This window comes from Actinoallomurus sp. CA-142502 (assembly GCF_050936355.1).
Taxonomy (GTDB): Bacteria; Actinomycetota; Actinomycetes; order Streptosporangiales; family Streptosporangiaceae; genus Actinoallomurus; species Actinoallomurus iriomotensis.
Genome location: NZ_JBNJMY010000001.1, coordinates 3,506,194 through 3,525,220 on the forward strand (window position 1 = coordinate 3,506,194; position 19,027 = coordinate 3,525,220).

The window sequence follows — 19,027 nt, forward strand, 5'->3', positions numbered from 1 at the left end:
AGTTGACCGCAACGGGCGGCGTAATCCACAACGGTGGCCCGGACTCTCGAAAACTGTCGGTGCGGCCCCGTAACGTCGCACCCGTCAACATCAGTCACCGACTTTCACAGGGACACCTCACATGGCAGCAAACGATCGCGAGAAGGCTCTCGAGGCCGCGCTCGCCCAGATCGAGCGGCAGTTCGGCAAGGGTTCCGTCATGCGGCTGGGCCAGGAGGGGCGCCCCCCGGTCGAGGTGATCCCGACCGGCTCGATCGCCCTCGACGTGGCCCTCGGCATCGGCGGCCTTCCGCGCGGCCGCGTCGTCGAGATCTACGGCCCGGAGTCCTCCGGTAAGACGACCCTCGCGCTCCACGCGGTCGCGAGTGCGCAGAAGAACGGCGGCATCGCCGCGTTCGTCGACGCCGAGCACGCGCTCGACCCGGAGTACGCGAAGAAGATCGGCGTCGACATCGACGCGCTCCTCGTCTCCCAGCCCGACACGGGTGAGCAGGCGCTGGAGATCACCGACATGCTGATCCGCTCCGGCGCGATCGACGTCGTGGTCATCGACTCCGTCGCCGCCCTGGTGCCGCGCGCGGAGATCGAGGGCGAGATGGGCGACAGCCACGTCGGCCTCCAGGCCCGCCTCATGTCGCAGGCGCTCCGCAAGCTCACCGGCGCCATCAACCAGACCAAGACCACAGCGATCTTCCTCAACCAGCTGCGCGAGAAGGTCGGCGTCATGTTCGGCTCGCCCGAGACGACGACGGGTGGCAAGGCGCTGAAGTTCTACGCGTCGGTCCGGCTCGACATCCGGCGCATCGAGACGATGAAGGACGGCACCGACGCCGTCGGTAACCGCACTCGCGTCAAGGTCGTGAAGAACAAGATGGCGCCGCCGTTCAAGGTCGCCGACTTCGACATCCTGTACGGCGTGGGCATCAGCCGCGAGGGCGGCCTCATCGACATGGGCGTCGAGCACGGCTTCGTCCGCAAGTCCGGCGCCTGGTACACCTACGAGAGCGACCAGCTCGGGCAGGGCAAGGAGAACGCCCGCAACTTCCTCCGGGAGAACCCCGACCTCGCCAACGAGCTGGAGAAGAAGATCAAGGAGAAGCTCGGAGTGGGCCCGAAGCTCGACGCCGACCCGTCGGAGCCTCTCGCGGAGGCCCCGGCGATGGCGGGCGCGGCCGCCGCGGCGCCGGCGGGCAAGCCCGCCCCGGCCAAGCGCGGCTCCAAGAGCACCCCGAAACCAGGCGACGTCTGATCCCGACGAGCTGCCCCAGACCGACGCCACGGCACGGCCAGATCCAGCCCGCCGAGGGGCTGGCCCGAGAGGGCTGATCCGGTGAGGACTGGGGCTGGTCCGGGCGGGCTGGTCCGGAGAGAGCCGGGGCCACTGTGAGATGGCTGGCCTGGTCAGGGTTGGGGCTGGTCCGGTGAGGGGTTGGGCGGCGGGAGTCGCTTGTCCGGTCGTGATGTGGCGGGGCGGGCTCGCCGCGCCTGGCCCTGTCTGGGATGGGCTTGCCGGCTGCGATCAGCACAAGCCCGACCCGGCCGAGCCCGGACTCGCCGTACCCGACTCGGCCGAGTCCAGACTCGCCGCAGCCCGACCCCTACAGAGTCCAACCCGCCGGACCCGGCACCGCCGGACTCCGCCAGTCGCACCTGGCCGCCATGAGCCCGAGTCCCCGACTCGGCCCGACGGGCCGACGGGCCGACGGGTGCGAGTCTGGACCCGTCGGATCCGGCACGCTGGACTCCGCCCAGTCGTACCTGGCCGCCATGAGCCCGAGTCCCCGACTCGGCCCGGCGATCCGATGGCGGCGACGGGTGCGAGTCTGGATGCGGCTCGGTACAGGCTTGGATTCGGTGCTGCACCTCGACGCCTGTCCCGGCCGGCTCGGGTTTTGGGTTGGGCGCTGGTTGGGCTTAGGCCGGGCTCGAGCTCAGACTTGGGTATGGCCTGGGCGCGGCACGGGCTCGACATGGCTTGGGCTCCGTACGGCCTGGGCCCGACACGGCTTGGGCTGGGCAACGTGGGCCCACGAAAGCCTCCTGGCGGGCGGCGGCGTCGCGTCCCGTACCGGGTTGATAACCGTTACGGGCACCTTCCCCGGTGGCGTCGCCCCCGCTCAGGAGTTATGACGCGGGTGGTGCCGGGGCGCGGCATCCGTGCCACGGTCCGGTGAAGAGTACGGAGGTTGCATCGCATGTCCGCGGACGAAACCGGCGCCGGGCCTGACGGGTTGGACCCCGTTGATTCGGGTCCCGTCGATCCGGGCTCCGTCGATCCGGCGGTCGGCTGGACCACCGGAGCCACCCCTCCTGCCGGTGACCGGCCGCGACCCTCGACCCGGCGCTCGGCGTCTGGTTGGGTCACTGGTGTCACCGGCCCTGCCGGGGAGCCCGGGAGCTCTCCGACCGATCCCCTTTTGCCCAGCGGGGAGGGGACGACGGCGGCCAGGGGTGTCACCGGCCCTGCCGGGAAGGCCTGGGGTTCTTCGGCCGATCCCCTTTCTCCCGGCGGGGAGGAGGGGACGCCGTACGCCGGCGGTTCGGAGCCCGGATCGGGCGGATCCGCCGAGGCTTCCGGGCGGCGAAGGGGCGGAAGGGCGCGGGCAGGCGGACGGAAGTCCAGACGCGAGAGCGGCGAAGCGCGCTCCGGCCGCGGGGAGGGCGGCCCACCCGCCGATCCGGAGGCGGAGGCTCGCGAGATCTGCCTGCGGTTGCTCAGCTTCTCACCCCGTACGCGGGCGCAACTCGCGGACGCGTTGCGGCGCAAGGGGGTGGACGACGAGGTGGCCGAGCGGGTGCTGAGCCGCTACACCGAGGCCGGCCTGATCGACGACGTCGCCTTCGCACGGGCGTGGGTACAGTCCCGGCACACCGGCCGCGGCCTCGCCCGGCGGGCGCTCGCGGCCGAGTTGCGGCAGCGCGGGGTCGCCGACGACACGGTCAAGGAGGCCGTCGAAGAACTCGACCCAGACCAGGAGGAGACCGCCGCCCGCGAACTCGTCGCCAAGCGCATGGCCGCCACCCGTGGCCTCGACCCGGTCAAGCGCACCCGGCGCGTCCTGGGCGTCCTCGCCCGCAAGGGATACCCCAGCGGACTCGCCTACCGCCTCGTCCGCGAAGCCCTCGAACAGGAAGGCCTCGACGACCCCGGCGTCCCCACAGACGAATGAACCCGAACCCCCGCGTGCCCACAGACGAGACGACCCCCTGCGCGAACGCGCCGAACCGCCGGTGACCCGCCTTCCGCCCGCCTCCGGTATTCGGCCGGCGCCCAACGTCATGGTGCCGGGCCCCGAGCAGCCGATCCCGAGAGTTCCCGAAACTCAACACCCGCCGCCTGTCCGCGGATAGGCCCGGCACCCGGCGCATCGGACTGGTCGCCGTCGTCGGTGAGGGCTGTGCCGGCCTCTCATTCGCCGGCGTGCCCGCATCCATCCGGGCTGCCGACGCCGTCGACGGAGCGCTGCCGGCCGCTCGCGGCTCATCGCGAGCTCGCGGCGACCAAGATCGCCACGGCCCGGCCGAGCTTGAGAGCCGCCTGCTGGCCGCGATTCTGTCCGCGGTCTATCGCACGGCCCGTGGCCGTTGGCGCTACATGCGGTGCCGCCCCCACTGGTCAAGACGCCGCCCGCCGCCCGCCACCCATGGCACTGTCCGCCGTCCGTTATCCGTGACGCGGCCCGCCGTCTTTCGCTCGTATCCTGCGGCCTGCGGCCTGCGGCCTGCGGCCTGCGGCCTGCGGCCTGCGGCCTGCGGCCTGCGGCCTGCGGCCTGCGGCCTGCGGCCTGCGGCCTGCGGCCTGCGGCCTGCGGCCTGCGGCCTGCGGCCTGCGGCCTGCGGCCTGCGGCCTGCGGCCTGCGGCCTGCGGCCTGCGGCCTGCGGCCTGCGGCCTGCGGCCTGCGGCCTGCGGCCTGCGGCCTGCGGCCTGCGGCCTGCGGCCTGCGGCCTGCGGCCTGCGGCCTGCGGCCTGCGGCCTGCGGCCTGCGGCCTGCGGCCTGCGGCCTGCGGCCTGCGGCCTGCGGCCTGCGGCCTGCGGCCTGCGGCCTGCGGCCTGCGGCCTGCGGCCTGCGGCCTGCGGCCTGCGGCCTGCGGCCTGCGGCCTGCGGCCTGCGGCCTGCGGCCTGCGGCCTGCGGCCTGCGGCCTGCGGCCTGCGGCCTGCGGCCTGTTGCGCCCTTCGCTGCCCGTGGGGCTCTCCGCCGTCCACCCCCGGGCGCGGGTCCGCTGTCCGTCGTCCGGGTCCACCGTCCGTCGCCTGGCGGTGGCTGTCCGTTGTTCGCCGTCGGCGGTCGAGGCCCCGCGGAGCCGCCTCCGCTTGGGGCGTCATGCCACCGTCGTGCGACGCGTGGCGTCCGAGTGCGGATCGGCTTGGCGAGACAACACGTCACTGACCTGCTGCTATGTCGAAACTCCAAGGCGCTCGATCCATCGCGGCGAAGCGGTCGCGTCCCCTGGGCGCCGACGGCCCAGCCGGCACGAGCGGCTAGCGGGGGTTATGGGTATCTGCTTGCCACATGCAACGAATCGTCCCGAACGAGGAGTCTTTCCTTGCCCATTACCTCCTCGACGCTTACGGTTACGGCAGTGAGGAGTTACTCCGCGCAGTGCGGATTGCCATACGACCGCAGACGTTGACGAGCTGAAAGGGTGGTCCGACCGGCTCCCCCTATGGCCGGTTGGTTCGGATTGCAGGGTTCTGGACGAAAGTCTCGGACCCCGGACGGTTGTGCCCTGCCCGGCGTCCGTTGGCGGTCCGGCGTACCCGTGGCGCGTTCGTAGCCCCTCGCGCGCCGCCTTGGTGTTGGGCGGCCTCCGTGTCGAGGAAAGGGGTCAGTGCCGTGATCTGGGTTGTCATAGGTGCGGCACTGGTCATCATCGTGGCGTTCGTCACCTTCGTCGTCGTCGTGCTCCAGCGGCTCCCCGGCCGGGGAGGGGCCAAGAGCACCGCGCGGAGCGAAGAGGAGCTCAACGCTCATCGGGACGCGGACGAGATCGTAGCGCGCGCGAAGACAGAGGCGCAGGAGATCGTTACCGAAGCCGAGGCGAAGGCCAAAGAGGTCTCCAAGACGGCGCGTGAAGACGCCGAGAAGGAGATCAGGACCCTTAAGGACGATCTCCGGCCGGTCCGTGAGGATCTCGAGCGGCGGGAGATCCGGCTCGCCGAGCGCGAGCAGCGGCTCGACGACGAGATGCGGCGCCTCGAAGAGCGCGGCCAGAAGCTGGACGAGCTGAAACAGTCACTGAAGGAGCGCCGGGCCGAGCTGGAGCGGGTCGAGGAGGAACGCCGGCAGGTCCTCGAACAGGCCGCCGGGCTCACCGCCGACCAGGCCAAGACCGAGCTCGTCGCCGCCATCGAGAACCAGGCCAAGCGCGAGGCGGCGCTGATCGTCCGGGACATCGAGAACGAGGCGCGCGAGCAGGGTGAGAAGCGCGCGAGGAAGATCGTGACGCTGGCGATCCAACGGGTGGCCACCGAGCAGACCGCCGAGTCCGTCGTCTCGGTCCTGCACCTGCCGAGCGACGAGATGAAGGGCCGGATCATCGGCCGTGAGGGCCGCAACATCCGGGCGTTCGAGACGGCCACCGGCGTCAACCTCATCATCGACGACACGCCCGAGGCCGTCCTGTTGAGCTGCTTCGATCCCGTACGCCGCGAGGTCGGCCGGCTCACCCTGGAAAAGCTTGTCCTCGACGGCCGGATCCATCCGCAGCGCATCGAGGAGATCTACGACCACAGCAAGGCCGAGGTCGAGCAGCTGTGCGTACGCGCGGGTGAGGACGCCCTGGTCGAGCTCGGCATCACCGACATGCACCCGGAGCTCATCGCCCTGCTCGGCCAGCTCCGCTACCGCACCTCGTACGGGCAGAACGTCCTGAAGCACCTGATCGAGTCGGCGCACATCGCCGGGATCATGGCCGCCGAGCTGCGCCTTCCGACGGCCCTGCTGAAACGCTGCACCCTCCTCCACGACATCGGCAAGGCGCTCACCCACGAGGTCGAGGGCAGCCACGCGCTCATCGGCGCGGAGATCGCCCGCCGGTACGGCGAGGACGAGGAGGTCGTGCACGCGATCGAGGCCCACCACAACGAGGTGGAGGTCCGTACGGTCGAGGCCGTGCTCACCCAGGCCGCCGACGCGATCAGCGGTGGCCGCCCGGGTGCCCGCCGCGAGTCGCTGGAGGCGTACGTCAAGCGGCTCGAACGCCTCGAGGAGATCGCCACCGAGCGCGACGGTGTGGAGAAGGTCTTCGCCATGCAGGCGGGCCGGGAGATCCGCGTCATGGTCCGGCCGGACTCGGTCGACGACATCCAGGCCCAGGTCATCGCGCACGACATCGCCAAGCAGGTCGAAGAGGAACTGACCTACCCGGGGCAGATCCGGATCACCGTCGTACGCGAGTCGCGGGCCACGGAGTTCGCCCGCTGACCCGCGTTGCCGCGTTACGACGCGCGGCCGGACGCCGCCCGGCACGCCATGCGCGGCCGTGCCGGACGGGATTCGGTCACTGCTCGACCGCGGGCGGCGCGGGCTCGGGCGCGACAGGCGCCGGCCGCCGTCCCACGGTCAGCTCGATCGCCGGCACGTTCTTCGGGTCGAAGCCGAGCGTCTGGCCGTAGAACGCCAGCTCCGCCTCCAGCGCGGTGACCACCGTGTCGGCCCGCCGGAACCCGTGGGACTCGCCCTCGAACGCCAGGTACGCGTACGGGATGTCCTTGGCCGCCACCGCGTCCGCGAAGCGCTCGGACTGCGGAGGGGACACGACCGGGTCGTCCAGGCCCTGCAGCAGCAGCACCGGGCAGGCCGTGCCGGAGGCGTGCGCGAGCGGCGAGCGCTCCTCGTACGTCCGCTCGAACCCCGGGATCGGCCCGATCAGCCCGTACAGGTAGGTCGACTCGAAGTCGTGGGTCTCCTTGAGCCAGTTCTGCGGGTCGGCGATGCCGAAGTAGGACGTGCCGGCCTTGAAGAGCGTGCTCTGCGTGATCGTGCACAGCGTGGTCCATCCGCCGGCGCTGCCGCCGCGGACGGCCACCCGGTTCGGGTCGGCGGCGCCGCTGTCCACCAGCGCCTGGGCCGCCGCGATCGTGTCCTCGACGTCGACGACGCCCCACTGACGCCGCAGCCGCTCGCGGTACGAGCGCCCGTAGCCGGTGGAGCCGCCGTAGTTGACGTCGACGACGCCGATGCCCCGGCTGGTGAAGTAGGCGATCTCCAGGTCCAGCACGCTCGTGGAGTGGTCGGTCGGCCCGCCGTGCACGAACACGATGTACGGCGGCAACTCGCCCTCAGGCGCCTGGGCGCCCGGATTGGACGGGGGATACACGTAGGCGTGCACGGATCGTCCGAACGGTCCCTCGAGCTCCTGAGCGCGCGGCAGCGGCAGGTACGCGGCGTCGGGCGGAGAGTCCAGCTCGGCCCGCAGCACCTTGGCCTCGCCGCTGTCGGCGTTCACCGCGACCACGGACCACGGGATGTCCGGGGCGCCGGCGATCCCCACGATGGTGGTGCCGTCGGCGGACAGCTGGAGCTTCCAGTCGGTGTAGGGCAGGTCGAAGTCGGTCAGTTCGGCGGTCTCCGGGTCGTACAGCCCCAGCCGCTGGTCGCCCTGTCCGTGCAGCACCGCGATCCGCCCGTCGTCGAGGAGGGCGTACGGGCGGCCGCCGAGGTGCCACAGCGCCCCGGCGAACTCCTCCTCGGCCGGGTACATCGCCTGCGCGGACTCGCCGTGCAGGCCGACCTCGTACAGGTTCCACCAGCCGGGCCAGTCCGAGACGACGTACAGGCCGGTCTCGTTCAGCCACGTGGGCGCCAGCGCCGACTCGTTCAGCCCGCCCTTGACCGTACGGGGGCGTTCGAGCGCGCCCGCGGCATCGAAGGCGGCGACGCGCAGCTCGGTGCCGTCCCACGGCATCCTGGGATGGCTCCACTGCACCCACGCGAGGTGCCCGCCGTCGGGTGAGGGCGTCGGGAAGGCGTAGAAGTCGGCGCCGTTGACGAGCTCGCGGATCGCGCCGGGGTTCTGGGCCGCCGCGCCGCTGAGCGGGACCGCGACGATGGCCCGCCGTACGGCGCCGGAGGCGTGGCGCTCCTGGACGCACCAGATGTGCTGACCGTCGGGCGACAGCGTGAAGTCGGCGAACCGCAGCCCCGCCGGCTCGGCCGGCTCCGGCGTCAGCGGCAACGGGGTGCGGCCCTCGGTGAGCCGGTAGAGCCGCTGGTCGGCGTAGTTGGCGAAGACGAGGTCGCCGTCGGGCAGGGGGAGGTAGGACCGCCCGCCGTACTCGTGCACACGCGTTCGGGCGTCCCACGGCGCGGGCAGCAGGTCGGTGCCGGACCGCACGATCGTGGTACGCCCGCCCCTCTCCGGACGGGTCTCCTGCCACCACACACGATCGCCGTGAATCGTGGGAAAGCTGAGGCGCAGGCGTGCCCTGGCGACGTCGGCGGCGGAGATGGGGGAGGGCCAGGATCCATAGGGGGCGGTCGCGCGAGCGGTCATATCGGAATCGTCTCGCAAACCGGGGGACAATGGGGCCACGACCCTGCACTTGAGCTTGTTAAAAGTTGCGGCCGGGGCCGGTCGTGCCCCACCGGGTTCCGGCGCGCTGAAACGGACGCCGAACCCGTACCCGACGGGCCGAAACGCCGGCTCCGGTGAGGAGCGACGGCCGAAGGCGAGTGGTCCCGCGCCCGCCGGCGAGCGCCGAACCTGACCAATCGCTGTCAGAAACCTCTGCCGTCTCTGGCGTCACACCCGGCGTCCCCCTGACTTGGCGGCCTGGGGACGCCGGCGGTGATCGGCGAGCTGATCTCCCATCCGGTCAAGACTCTCCGCGCGCCCGGAGCCCGCACGGTACGGCCTACGAGGGCATCGACCAGGGGAGGCGGCAGGCGGCACCCGCACCAGCCGGCTCGCCGCGCCGAGCACCGACGAGAGCCACGCGGCGGCGTGGCGTTCGGCGCCGAGTTCTCGGTGCTGCGTCCCGGAACGCTCACGGTGGGCGACGCCCTGACCGTCCTCGCATGGACCGGCTCCGAACTGGACGAACCACGGCCCGGATAGCCGAAACCGGGGCCAGTGGACGCGCCACCGGCCCCGGTCCGGGGAGAACGCCGAGCTAGATGGAGTCCATGCCGACCGCGGGTGGCGCGCCCGCGGCGGTGGTCAGCGTGCGGGCCGAGCTCTTGCGGCTGCGCCGGCTGCGCTTCTCCAGCCACGTCGCGAGCAGGCCGAGCGCGATGTTGATGATGATGTAGATCACCGCGACCACGATGATCGAGGGGATGGTGTTGCCGAAGTTGCCGGAGACGAGACGCAGACCATTGTTGAGCAGGTCGTTGTAGGCGACGATGTAGCCCAGCGCGGTGTCCTTCAGCAGCACGACCAGCTGGCTGACGACGGCCGGCATCATCGCGGTGACCGCCTGGGGCACCAGGATCCGCAGCATGACGCCGCCCTTGCGCATGCCGATCGAGTAGCCCGCCTCGGACTGACCCTTGGGGATCGAGTTGATGCCGGAGCGGAAGATCTCCGCGAGTACCGACCCGTTGTAGAGCGTCAGGCCGATCACGAGCGCCAGGAACGCCGAGACCGGCGGCAGGACCCGGTCGAACGCGTCCATGATCGCGGGCGGGCCCGCCATCGCGAAGAAGATCATGATCAGCAGGGGGATGGCGCGGAAGAACTCCACCACCGCCCCGGCCGGAACACTGATCCACTTGTGCTCCGACAGCCGGCCGAGGCCGAAGATCACTCCGAAGATCAGGGCGAACACCGCGGCGACCCCCGCCGCCTTGAGGGTGCCCCCGAGGCCGGGGAGGATCTGCTTGGTCCAGACGATCTTCTCGGTGAACGGCTTCCAGAGTTTGCCGTCGAACTGGTGCTGCTGATCCAGCCGCGCGATGATCAGATACGCGATGAAGAGCAGCACCACGACCGCGACCAGCGTGACGATGTTGTTGCGCAGCCGCGCGCGCGGACCGGGGGCGTCGAACAGGACCGAGGGCTTGTTCTTGGTCGGCCGCCGCGCCGAAGCGTCCGACGGGGTGTCCACGGACAGGGTCATCGCGCCACCGCCAGTCGCTTGGAGAGCCAGCCGAAGAAGAAGCCGGTCGGGAGGGTCAGCACCATGAACCCGATCGCGAACCCGAGGAAGATCGGGATGGTGCCGCCGTACGTGTCGAACATCTGCTTCATCTCGGCCGACGCCTCGAAGTAACCCGCCGCGAGCGCCACCGTGGTGTTCTTGATCATCGCGATGAACACGCTGCCCAGCGGGGCGATCACCGTACGGAAGGCCTGCGGCAGCACGACCAGGCGCAGCGACTGGGTGAAGGTGAGCCCGATCGACCGGGCGGCCTCCGCCTGCCCGAGCGGCACGGTGTTGATGCCCGCCCGCAGCGACTCACAGACGAACGACGCCGTGTAGATCGTCATGCCGATCGTCGCCAGCCAGAAGCCGTTCGTGCTCGGGTCGTGGGAGATCTGCAGGTGCAGCGTGTCGCTCAGGCCGAGGCTGCAGAACAGCAGCACGAGCGTCAGCGGCGTATTGCGGAAGACGTAGATGTACAGGGCGCCCGCCCCCCGCAGCACCGGGGTCGGCGAGACCCGCATCGCGGCGAGCACGGTGCCGAGGATCAGCGAGCCGATGCCCGACAGGAGGGCGAGCCGGATCGTCCCCCAGAACGCCTTCAGGACGGTGCCGAAATTCTGCTGCAGCGGACCGAAGTCCAGCAGCGCGTGCAAATTCATGGGTCTCCACCGGATCGAAACGGCGCCGGTGAGCGCGAAGGCTCACCGGCGCGCGGGGTCGCTACGGTTCAGCTGCAGCCCTGGAAAGCCGGGGGCTTGGTCGTGTCGAACTGCAGGCCCTCCGGAGTGAACCATTTGTCGATGAGCTTCTTGGCCGTGCCGTCGGAGTACATGTCGGTGATCGCCTTGTTGACGGCGTTGCAGGTCTTGACGTCGCCCTTCTTGATGCCGACGCCGTACTTCTCGTCGGTGAACGGCACATTGTCGACCTTGACCGAGGAACCCTCGCGGGCGGCGTAACCGGCGAGAATGGTGCTGTCGGTGGAGACCGCGTCGAGCGAGCCGCCCTTGAGCTTGGTGATGCACTCCTCGTACGCGTTGGCCGGCACGAGCTTGATCGCGACCTTCTGGTTGAACTTGTTGGTGCCCTCGGTGAGGTTCTTCCAGGAGTTGGAGCCGGCGACCTGGCAGACCCGCTTGCCCTTGAGGTCGGCGAACGTCTTGATCGAGGTGTCGTTGGCGCGGACCAGGATGTCCTGGTGGGGCACCAGGTACGGGCCGCCGAAGGTGACCAGCGGAAGGCGCGCCTGAGTGATCGAGTAACTGGCGATCACCAGGTCGTCGGTGCCGTTCTTGAGGAACGTCTCGCGGTTGGCGGAGATCGTTTCCTTCCAGGTGATGTTCTTCTCCTGGACGCCCAGCTTGCCGGCGATGTACTTGGCCACGTCCACGTCGAAGCCCTCGACGGTGCCGTCGGGCTTCTTCAGCCCGATGCTCGGCTGGTCGAACTTCACGCCGATGGTGAGCTTCTTCTGGTCCTTGGCCTTGTCGACGACCGAACCGGCCTTCTTGGCACCGCAGCCGGTGACGCCCATCGTGGCGACGGCCAGGGCGGCGACGGCAACACCGAAATGACGTACTCGCATGATCTTCCTTCGCTTTCGAGCCGGCGCGAGGGCGCTGCCGGCGCGTTCATGACAATCAGTGCGTCAGAATCTTGGAAAGGAAATCCTTCGCGCGATCGCTCTGGGCGTTCGTGAAGAACTCTTCCGGAGTGTTCTCCTCGACGATCTGGCCATCCGCCATGAAGACCACCTTGTTGGCCGACGCGCGGGCGAAGCCCATCTCGTGCGTCACCACGACCATGGTCATTCCCTCGGCGGCGAGATTGGTCATGACGTCGAGGACTTCTTTGATCATTTCCGGGTCGAGCGCCGACGTGGGCTCGTCGAAGAGCATCACCTTGGGCCGCATGGCGAGCGCCCGCGCGATCGCGGCGCGCTGCTGCTGCCCGCCGGAGAGCTGTGCCGGGTACTTTTCGGCCTGGCTCGCGATCCCGACCCGCTCGAGAAGCTCCATCGCGTACTTCTCCGCCTCGGCGGCGGGCGTCTTCTTCACCTTCGTCGGGCCGAGGGTGACGTTCTGCAGGATCGTCTTGTGCGCGAACAGATTGAACGACTGGAAGACCATGCCGACATCGGCCCTGAGCTGCGCGAGCTCCTTGCCGTCTTCGGGCAGCAGATGCCCGTCGATCCGAATGGTCCCGTCGTCGATCGGCTCGAGCCGGTTGATCGTGCGGCACAAAGTGGACTTGCCGCCCCCCGACGGACCGATCACGACCACGACCTCGCCTCGGTGGATGGTGAGATCGATGTCCTTCAGGACGTGCAATTCACCGAAGTACTTGTTGACGTTCTCAAGTACGACGAGCGGTCCGCCGCCACTCACGTCGGCCTCCTGGGCCGCCTTGCCGGTGTCGGTCATGCCCGCAAAGCGTACGTGATCCGAAGAACGCCGCCAGGTCGTTGATATACCGATCCGATCACGTTGTTAGCCCGTGGTACCTCCCCGTTCCCCCTGATGGGCGCGGTTCGGTGGATCAGCGGGTCCCGCCGGGGCGCCGGGCGCGCGTACCCTTTCTTCTTGAGATGAACGCGCCCACGACTTTCGACGACCGCGCCCGCACGTACGAGATCCGCACGTACGGGTGCCAGATGAACGTGCACGATTCCGAGCGGCTCGCGGGGCTGCTCGAAGACGCGGGATACGCACGCGCCGACGAGGGCGCGACGCCCGACGTCGTCGTCTTCAACACCTGCGCGGTCCGCGAGAACGCCGACAACCGGCTCTACGGCAACCTGGGCCACCTGCGGCCGGTCAAGGAGAGCCACGACGGCATGCAGATCGCCGTCGGCGGCTGCCTCGCCCAGAAGGACCGCGACACGATCGTCGACCGCGCGCCCTGGGTCGACGTGGTGTTCGGCACCCACAACATCGGGTCGCTGCCGGTCCTGCTCGAACGCGCGCGGGTGCAGCGGGAGGCGCAGGTCGAGATCAAGGAGTCGCTGGAGGCGTTCCCCAGCACCCTGCCGACGCGCCGCGAGTCCCCGTACGCCGCGTGGGTGTCCATCTCGGTGGGCTGCAACAACACCTGCACCTTCTGCATCGTCCCCTCACTGCGCGGCAAGGAGACCGACCGCCGGCCCGGCGAGATCCTCGCCGAGGTCGAGGCGCTCGTCGCCGAGGGCGTCCTGGAGATCACCCTGCTCGGGCAGAACGTCAACTCCTACGGAGCCGAGTTCGGTGACCGGAGCGCCTTCGCGGGCCTGCTGCGCGCCTGCGGCGAGGTGAAGGGCCTGGAGCGGGTGCGCTTCACCTCTCCGCACCCGCGCGACTTCACCGACGACGTGATCGCGGCGATGGCCGAGACGCCCAACGTCATGCCGTCGCTGCACATGCCGCTGCAGTCCGGCTCCGACCGCGTGCTCAAGGCGATGCGCCGCTCGTACCGGCAGGAGCGTTACCTCGGCATCATCGAGCGGGTCCGCGCCGCGATCCCCGATGCCGCCATCACCACCGACATCATCGTCGGCTTCCCCGGCGAGACCGACGAGGACTTCGAACAGACCCTCCACGTCGTACGCGAGGCGCGGTTCTCCGGGGCGTTCACCTTCCAGTACTCCAAGCGGCCCGGCACCCCGGCCGCGACGATGGACGGACAGGTCTCCAAGGAGGTCGTCCGGGAGCGGTACGACCGGCTGGTCGCGCTGCAGGAGGAGATCTCCTGGGCGGAGAACAAGAAGCAGGTCGGCCGCACGCTGGAGGTCCTGGTCGCGGAGGGGGAGGGCCGCAAGGACGACCGCACGCACCGCATGTCCGGCCGCGCGCCCGACAACCGTCTCGTCCACTTCACCGCCGAGGAGACGGCCCGGCCGGGCGACGTGGTCACGGTGGACGTCACATACGCCGCACCGCACCACCTGGTCGCCGACGGCCCGGTACGCCACGTGAGACACACTCCGGCCGGCGACGCGTGGGAACGGCGCGTGGCCGAGCCCCCGAAGGGCGTCTCCCTCGGCATGCCGACCATCGGCCGCCCCGAAGAGACCCCGACGGCGCCGTCCTGCCGGTGACCGTATACCGGTGATCAGGGCTGGGGCGGTGGCTGGTGCCGGCCCTCCTCGCCCCACTGGGTCGCCGTCTTCTTGGCCTGTTCCTGAGCCTTGTCGACCTTGTCGGCGTACTTGCCGCCGGTCTTCTCGTCGATCATGTCGCCGGCCTTGTCGACGACCTTGTCGACCTGGTCGCCGTGCTGGCCCAGGAACGCCTTCACCTTGTCCACGATGGACATTGATCCCCCTAGGGGTCCGGTCCGGGCATCGACCGCCGATGCCGTCGTGTCGGATGCCATACCCGAGGGGGGCCAGAATTAGCATGTGACGCGAACGATCAGGCACGACGACCTCGCGGGGACGAACATCGTCGCCGTCGTCGGGCCCACTGCCGCGGGCAAGTCCGATCTGGCGGTGGAGCTCGCCCTGCGGCTCGGGGGTGAGATCGTCAACGCCGACTCGATGCAGCTCTACCGCGGCATGGACATCGGCACGGCGAAGCTCACCGAACAGGAGCGGCGGGGCGTCCCGCACCATCTGCTCGACGTCTGGGACGTCACCGAGACCGCGAGCGTCGCGGACTACCAGCGCATGGCGCGGCGGGCGATCGTGGAGATCCACGGCCGCGGCCGCGTGCCGCTGCTGGTCGGCGGGTCGGGGCTCTACATCCGCGCGGTCATCGACGACCTGGACTTTCCCGGCACCGATCCGGAGTTGCGGGCACGGCTGGAGGCGTCGCTCGCGGAGGTGGGGCCGGCGGCGATGCACGCGCGGCTCGCCGAGCGTGATCCGGCGGCGGCCGCGTCGATCCTGCCCAGTAACGGGCGGCGCGTCGTGCGGGCGCTGGAGGTGATCGAGATGACCGGGCGGCCGTTCAGCGCCTCGATGCCGTCCTACGACGAGGCCAAGGAGTACGCCACCCAGCTCGGGCTGGTCGTGCCACGCCCCGAGCTGGACGAACGCATCGCGGTGCGAGTGGAGCGGATGTGGTCGGCGGGGTTCGTGGAGGAGGTCCGGCGCCTCGAGCCGTACGGGCTGCGGGACGGGCTCACCGCGAGTCGCGCGCTCGGCTACGCGCAGGTGCTGCGGTTCCTGGCGGGGGAGTGGAGCGAGGAGCGGGCGCGGGAGGAGACCGTGCGCGCGACGAGGCGGTTCGCGCGCCGGCAGGAGTCCTGGTTCCGCCGTGATCCGCGCGTGCGCTGGATCGGGTACGACACGCCGGTCGAGTCCGCGCTGGATACGATCGGTGCATGCGATTCGTGAAGGGGCACGGCACCGAGAACGACTTCGTGATCCTGCCCGACCCCGACGGCGCGCTCGACCTGACGCCGGAACTGGTCGCCGCGATCTGCGACCGGCGGTCGGGGATCGGCGCCGACGGGGTGCTGCGGGTCGTCCGCTCCAAGGCGCTCGGCCGCGACGGTGATCCCGAGTGGTTCATGGACTACCGCAACGCCGACGGCGGCATCGCGGAGATGTGCGGCAACGGCGTGCGCGTGTTCGCCCGTTACCTGGTCGACGCGGGCCTGGCCGCCCCGGGCGACCTGCCGATCGCCACGCGCGGCGGCGTACGCGCGGCGAGCCTGGGCGCGTCCGGCGACGTCTCGGTCGACATGGGCGCGCCGAAGATCCTCGGGAGCAGCCGGGCGACCGTGTCCGGGCGCGTGTACGAGGGCCTGGGCGTCTCGATGGGCAACCCCCACCTGGCCTGCGCGATCACCGAGCCGGTGTCCGGCCTCGACCTGTCCCGCGCGCCCGGGGTGGACGCCGGCTTCTTCCCCGAGGGCGTCAACGTGGAGCTGTTCCGCCCGGCGGGTGAGGGCCGGGTGGAGATGCGCGTGCACGAGCGCGGCTCGGGGGAGACCCGGTCGTGCGGCACGGGAGCGGTCGCGACGGCGGTCGCCGCCGCGCACGCGGAGGGCCGTACGGAGGGCACCTGGGAGGTCGCGGTCCTCGGCGGCGTGCTCACGGTGACGCTGGACGGGGAGACGAGTTTCCTGCGCGGTCCGGCCGTCCTGGTCGCCGAGGGCGACCTGCGCCTCTAGGCTCAGCGCGCGCCCGTCAGGGCCCGGATGCCCGCGGTCACGGCCGCCGCGTCGACATCGCCCACCAGCAGGCGTTGCATGACGAATCCCGGCATCAGGCACATCAGCGTCGCGCCCATGGCCTCGGGATCGGCGTCTTCGGGCAGCCGCCCGGCGTCGTGCATGCGGACGGCCAGCGACGTCCACGAGGACCGTACGCCGGCGAACAGCACGGAGACGATCTCGCGGTACGTCGGATCGTGCAGGGCCTCGGCCCAGACCTGCGGCGCCACCCGGAGGGCGCCGTCGTCGTCGAGCATCGACTGCACCAAAGTCAGGAACCGCTCGATGATCTCCTCGAACGGCGGCAGCGGATCCTCCTTGACGATCGTCTCGAGGAGCTGGACCGCGCTGCCCTGCCGCTCGGTGGCGATCGCATGGATGATCTCGTTCTTGCTCTTGAAGTAGCGGTAGACGGCCCCGGCCGACAGCCCCGACTCGGCGAAGACGTCCTGCATGGACGTCAAGTGGAAGCCCTTGCGGATGAAGCAGTGCCGGGCGGCGTCGAGGATCTGCTGCCGCCGGCGTTCGAGGTGCTCGTCACTGACTCGAGGCATGGGGTCAAATTTAAAACGAACGTCCGTTCTTGACAAGTCGCCACGGTGGTGCGACGGTCGCCATAAAAGAGAACGAACATCCGGTTTTTTGGAGGCTGTCATGGAACGGCGCTCTGCGGACGTCGCCGAGACGCGCCCGACGAAGGGACCCGAGGACCTCGGGCGCCGCCGCTGGGTCGCGCTGGTGTTCATCTGCCTGGCCCAGCTGATGATCGTGCTGGACGTCACGATCGTGAACATCGCGCTGCCCTCGGCCCAGCACGACCTCGGCGTGTCCGACGGCGATCGGCAGTGGATCATCACCGCGTACACGCTGGCGTTCGGCGGGCTGCTCCTGCTGGGCGGCCGGATCGCCGACTACGCCGGGCGCCGCCGCGTCTTCCTCGTCGGCCTGTTCGGCTTCGCCGGTGCCTCGGCCCTCGGCGGCGCGGCGCCCGGCTTCGGAGTGCTGCTGGCGGCGCGGGCCTGTCAGGGCGCGTTCGGCGCGCTGCTCGCGCCCACGGCGCTCTCGCTGCTCGCGGTGACCTTCACCCGGCCCGGCGAGCGGGCCAGGGCGTTCGGCGTCTTCGGGGCGATCGCGGCGGGCGGAGGTGCGATCGGCCTGATCCTCGGCGGACTGCTGACCGAGTACCTGGACTGGCGCTGGTGCCTGTACGTGAACGTCCCGATCGCCGTGCTGTCCGCGTTCGGCTGGTACGTCCTGCCGGCCGACCGCGGCTCCGGCCGGGCGCGCCTCGACGTTCCCGGCGCGGTCCTCGCCGTGGGCGGGCTCGTCTCCGTCGTGTACGGGTGCAGCCGGGCGGAGTCCGACGGCTGGGGCTCCGCGTCCGTCGTCGGCCTGCTGGCCGGGGGCGTCGCGCTGCTCGCGGTGTTCGCGGCGGTGGAGAGCCGGGTGGCGCGCCCGCTGCTGCCGATGCGGGTCGTCTGGGACCGTACGCGGGGCGGGGCGTACCTGGGCGTGGCCGTGGCGATGATCGCGATGTTCGGCACGCTCCTGCTGCTCACGTACCACCTGCAGGTGGTCAGGGGGTACTCGCCGGTCCGCACCGGCGTGGCCTTCCTGCCGCTGACCGCGGCCGTGCTGGTCTCGGCCGGCGGCGTCGCCTCCCGCCTGCTGCCCCGAGTGCCGCCCCGCGTCCTCATGGCGCCGGGACTGCTCCTCGCCGCGGCGGGTCTCGCCTGGCTGGTCCGCCTCGACGTCACCACCTCGTACGCCTCCGGGGTACTGCCCGCGCAGCTTCTGGTGGGCCTGGGCATGGGCCTGGTCATGGCCCCGGCGATGAACTACGCCACCCATGAGGTGGCCGCCCGCGACTCCGGCGTCGCCTCGGCCGCCGCGAACACCGCCCAGCAGGTCGGCGGTTCGATCGGCGTCGCGCTGCTCAACACGATCGCGACCAGCGCGACCTCCGGCTACCTGCGCGCGCACGGGCACGACCCCCGCCTTCTCAGGGCCGGGCTGGCGCACGGCTTCACCCGCGGCTTCCTGACGGCGGCCGTGATCCTCGCGGTCGCCGCGGTGATCCTCGCCGTTCTGATGAACACTCCACGCCCCGGCGAGCCCTCCGTACCGGAGGTCTGATCCTCAACGGTGACGGGCTTCCTCGGGCGATTACCGAATCGGTTTCGGTTATGATGTCCGCGTGACCCAGGTCAAGCGGCAGGCACGAGCGGAGCGGACCCGGGCCGCGCTCCTCCGCGGCGCCCGCGAGGTGTTCGAGGAGCGCGGCTTCCTCGACGCCAGGATCAGCGAGATCTGCGACCGGGCCGGCGTCGCGTACGGCAGCTTCTACACCCACTTCGCCGACAAGGACGCGATCTTCGCCGAGCTGATCGACGAGATGCTGCGCGGCCTGCTCACGGTCATGCGCGCCGAGCCACTGGACGGCGACGGACCCGAGGCGCGCATCGCCCGCGCCAACCGCGCCTACCTGCGCGCGTACCGCAGGAACGCCCGGCTCATGGCGGTGTTCGAGCAGGTCGCGACCTTCTCCCCGGCCATGCGCGAGACGTACCTGCGGGCCTGGGGTGTGTTCTACGACCGCCAGGAGCGCGCGATCCGGGGCTGGCAGGAGGCCGGTCTGGTGCCGGCCGACGTCGACCCCCGTACGGCCGCGGTGGCGCTCGCCACCATGATCGGGCGCACCGCGTACACCTGGTTCGTGCTCGGGCGGCCGCACGACGACGGCGATGTGGAGCAGCTCACCCGGCTGTACTGCCGGGCGATCGGTATCTGAGGGAGGC

Annotated in this window: 16 protein-coding genes; 9 read left to right on the top strand and 7 right to left on the bottom strand. The window is 70.6% G+C overall.

What is annotated here, in order from left to right:
• Positions 1 to 121: 121 nt before the first annotated feature.
• The 3 genes from recA (at position 122) to rny (ending at position 6,426) form a co-directional block, all read left to right on the top strand.
• On the top strand, positions 122 to 1,249 hold the full coding sequence (gene recA, locus ACQEV1_RS17030; protein ID WP_285580742.1) for a recombinase RecA: 1,128 nt from the start codon (positions 122 to 124) through the stop codon (positions 1,247 to 1,249).
• Between the two features lie 1,462 nt (positions 1,250 to 2,711).
• Complete coding sequence (locus tag ACQEV1_RS17035) at positions 2,712 to 3,170, top strand: regulatory protein RecX (protein WP_433394672.1); 459 nt, start codon at positions 2,712 to 2,714, stop codon at positions 3,168 to 3,170.
• A gap of 1,666 nt (positions 3,171 to 4,836) precedes the next feature.
• Positions 4,837 to 6,426: a ribonuclease Y gene (rny, locus tag ACQEV1_RS17040; RefSeq protein ID WP_349497939.1), complete on the top strand. Its 1,590-nt coding sequence runs from the start codon at positions 4,837 to 4,839 to the stop codon at positions 6,424 to 6,426.
• 76 nt (positions 6,427 to 6,502) lie between these two features.
• Here the strand turns inward: rny and ACQEV1_RS17045 are convergent, their stop codons facing one another.
• Positions 6,503 to 8,497, bottom strand: coding sequence for a S9 family peptidase (locus tag ACQEV1_RS17045; protein ID WP_285617481.1), 1,995 nt, complete (start codon positions 8,495 to 8,497; stop codon positions 6,503 to 6,505).
• Positions 8,498 to 8,791: 294 nt separating this feature from the next.
• Here ACQEV1_RS17045 and ACQEV1_RS17050 point away from each other — a divergent pair, with 294 nt between their 5' ends.
• Positions 8,792 to 9,061: a hypothetical protein gene (locus ACQEV1_RS17050; RefSeq protein WP_433394673.1), complete on the top strand. Its 270-nt coding sequence runs from the start codon at positions 8,792 to 8,794 to the stop codon at positions 9,059 to 9,061.
• A gap of 55 nt (positions 9,062 to 9,116) precedes the next feature.
• On the opposite strand, the gene ACQEV1_RS17055 is transcribed toward ACQEV1_RS17050, so the two are convergent.
• The 4 genes from ACQEV1_RS17055 to ACQEV1_RS17070 all read right to left on the bottom strand — a co-directional run bounded on the left by ACQEV1_RS17055 (position 9,117) and on the right by ACQEV1_RS17070 (position 12,514).
• Positions 9,117 to 10,064 carry an amino acid ABC transporter permease gene (locus tag ACQEV1_RS17055; protein WP_285617479.1) on the bottom strand — a complete coding sequence of 316 codons (948 nt, stop codon included), beginning with the start codon at positions 10,062 to 10,064 and terminating at the stop codon, positions 9,117 to 9,119.
• On the bottom strand, positions 10,061 to 10,750 hold the full coding sequence (locus tag ACQEV1_RS17060; RefSeq protein ID WP_285617478.1) for an amino acid ABC transporter permease: 690 nt from the start codon (positions 10,748 to 10,750) through the stop codon (positions 10,061 to 10,063). Before ACQEV1_RS17060 ends, ACQEV1_RS17055 begins: the two co-directional genes overlap by 4 nt.
• Positions 10,751 to 10,818: 68 nt before the next feature.
• Positions 10,819 to 11,676 (bottom strand): glutamate ABC transporter substrate-binding protein, encoded by an 858-nt coding sequence (locus ACQEV1_RS17065; protein WP_285580736.1) that lies wholly within the window; start codon positions 11,674 to 11,676, stop codon positions 10,819 to 10,821.
• A gap of 55 nt (positions 11,677 to 11,731) precedes the next feature.
• A complete protein-coding gene (locus tag ACQEV1_RS17070) occupies positions 11,732 to 12,514 on the bottom strand; it encodes an amino acid ABC transporter ATP-binding protein (RefSeq protein ID WP_285580735.1) in 783 nt (260 codons plus the stop codon).
• 164 nt (positions 12,515 to 12,678) lie between these two features.
• Here ACQEV1_RS17070 and miaB point away from each other — a divergent pair, with 164 nt between their 5' ends.
• Positions 12,679 to 14,163, top strand: a complete 1,485-nt coding sequence (gene miaB / locus ACQEV1_RS17075) for a tRNA (N6-isopentenyl adenosine(37)-C2)-methylthiotransferase MiaB (RefSeq protein ID WP_433394674.1) — start codon at positions 12,679 to 12,681, stop codon at positions 14,161 to 14,163.
• A gap of 14 nt (positions 14,164 to 14,177) precedes the next feature.
• On the opposite strand, the gene ACQEV1_RS17080 is transcribed toward miaB, so the two are convergent.
• Positions 14,178 to 14,381, bottom strand: a complete 204-nt coding sequence (locus ACQEV1_RS17080) for an antitoxin (protein ID WP_285580733.1) — start codon at positions 14,379 to 14,381, stop codon at positions 14,178 to 14,180.
• Positions 14,382 to 14,508: 127 nt separating this feature from the next.
• Between ACQEV1_RS17080 and miaA the strand changes: the two genes are divergently transcribed.
• Together miaA and dapF are read left to right on the top strand one after the other, a co-directional pair.
• Positions 14,509 to 15,405, top strand: a complete 897-nt coding sequence (miaA, locus tag ACQEV1_RS17085) for a tRNA (adenosine(37)-N6)-dimethylallyltransferase MiaA (protein ID WP_285618868.1) — start codon at positions 14,509 to 14,511, stop codon at positions 15,403 to 15,405.
• Positions 15,393 to 16,187 (top strand): diaminopimelate epimerase, encoded by a 795-nt coding sequence (gene dapF / locus ACQEV1_RS17090; RefSeq protein WP_433394675.1) that lies wholly within the window; start codon positions 15,393 to 15,395, stop codon positions 16,185 to 16,187. The genes miaA and dapF overlap by 13 nt, the downstream gene beginning before the upstream one ends.
• Positions 16,188 to 16,189: 2 nt before the next feature.
• On the opposite strand, the gene ACQEV1_RS17095 is transcribed toward dapF, so the two are convergent.
• On the bottom strand, positions 16,190 to 16,783 hold the full coding sequence (locus ACQEV1_RS17095) for a TetR/AcrR family transcriptional regulator (protein ID WP_433394676.1): 594 nt from the start codon (positions 16,781 to 16,783) through the stop codon (positions 16,190 to 16,192).
• Between the two features lie 100 nt (positions 16,784 to 16,883).
• Between ACQEV1_RS17095 and ACQEV1_RS17100 the strand changes: the two genes are divergently transcribed.
• The gene (locus tag ACQEV1_RS17100; RefSeq protein WP_433394677.1) at positions 16,884 to 18,365 is read left to right on the top strand and encodes a DHA2 family efflux MFS transporter permease subunit; all 1,482 of its coding nucleotides are present in this window, start codon (positions 16,884 to 16,886) and stop codon (positions 18,363 to 18,365) included.
• 61 nt (positions 18,366 to 18,426) lie between these two features.
• On the top strand, positions 18,427 to 19,020 hold the full coding sequence (locus ACQEV1_RS17105; RefSeq protein WP_285580727.1) for a TetR/AcrR family transcriptional regulator: 594 nt from the start codon (positions 18,427 to 18,429) through the stop codon (positions 19,018 to 19,020).
• Positions 19,021 to 19,027 lie beyond the last annotated feature (7 nt).

Excerpts from the sequence above, each read along its gene's own strand:
- recA (WP_285580742.1), top strand. The coding sequence starts at position 122 with ATGGCAGCAAACGATCGCGAGAAGGCTCTCGAGGCCGCGCTCGCCCAG.
- ACQEV1_RS17045 (WP_285617481.1), bottom strand. The coding sequence starts at position 8,497 with ATGACCGCTCGCGCGACCGCCCCCTATGGATCCTGGCCCTCCCCCATC.
- ACQEV1_RS17055 (WP_285617479.1), bottom strand. The coding sequence starts at position 10,064 with ATGACCCTGTCCGTGGACACCCCGTCGGACGCTTCGGCGCGGCGGCCG.
- ACQEV1_RS17060 (WP_285617478.1), bottom strand. The coding sequence starts at position 10,750 with ATGAATTTGCACGCGCTGCTGGACTTCGGTCCGCTGCAGCAGAATTTC.
- ACQEV1_RS17065 (WP_285580736.1), bottom strand. The coding sequence starts at position 11,676 with ATGCGAGTACGTCATTTCGGTGTTGCCGTCGCCGCCCTGGCCGTCGCC.
- ACQEV1_RS17070 (WP_285580735.1), bottom strand. The coding sequence starts at position 12,514 with ATGACCGACACCGGCAAGGCGGCCCAGGAGGCCGACGTGAGTGGCGGC.
- miaB (WP_433394674.1), top strand. The coding sequence starts at position 12,679 with ATGAACGCGCCCACGACTTTCGACGACCGCGCCCGCACGTACGAGATC.
- ACQEV1_RS17080 (WP_285580733.1), bottom strand. The coding sequence starts at position 14,381 with ATGTCCATCGTGGACAAGGTGAAGGCGTTCCTGGGCCAGCACGGCGAC.
- dapF (WP_433394675.1), top strand. The coding sequence starts at position 15,393 with ATGCGATTCGTGAAGGGGCACGGCACCGAGAACGACTTCGTGATCCTG.
- ACQEV1_RS17095 (WP_433394676.1), bottom strand. The coding sequence starts at position 16,783 with ATGCCTCGAGTCAGTGACGAGCACCTCGAACGCCGGCGGCAGCAGATC.
- ACQEV1_RS17100 (WP_433394677.1), top strand. The coding sequence starts at position 16,884 with ATGGAACGGCGCTCTGCGGACGTCGCCGAGACGCGCCCGACGAAGGGA.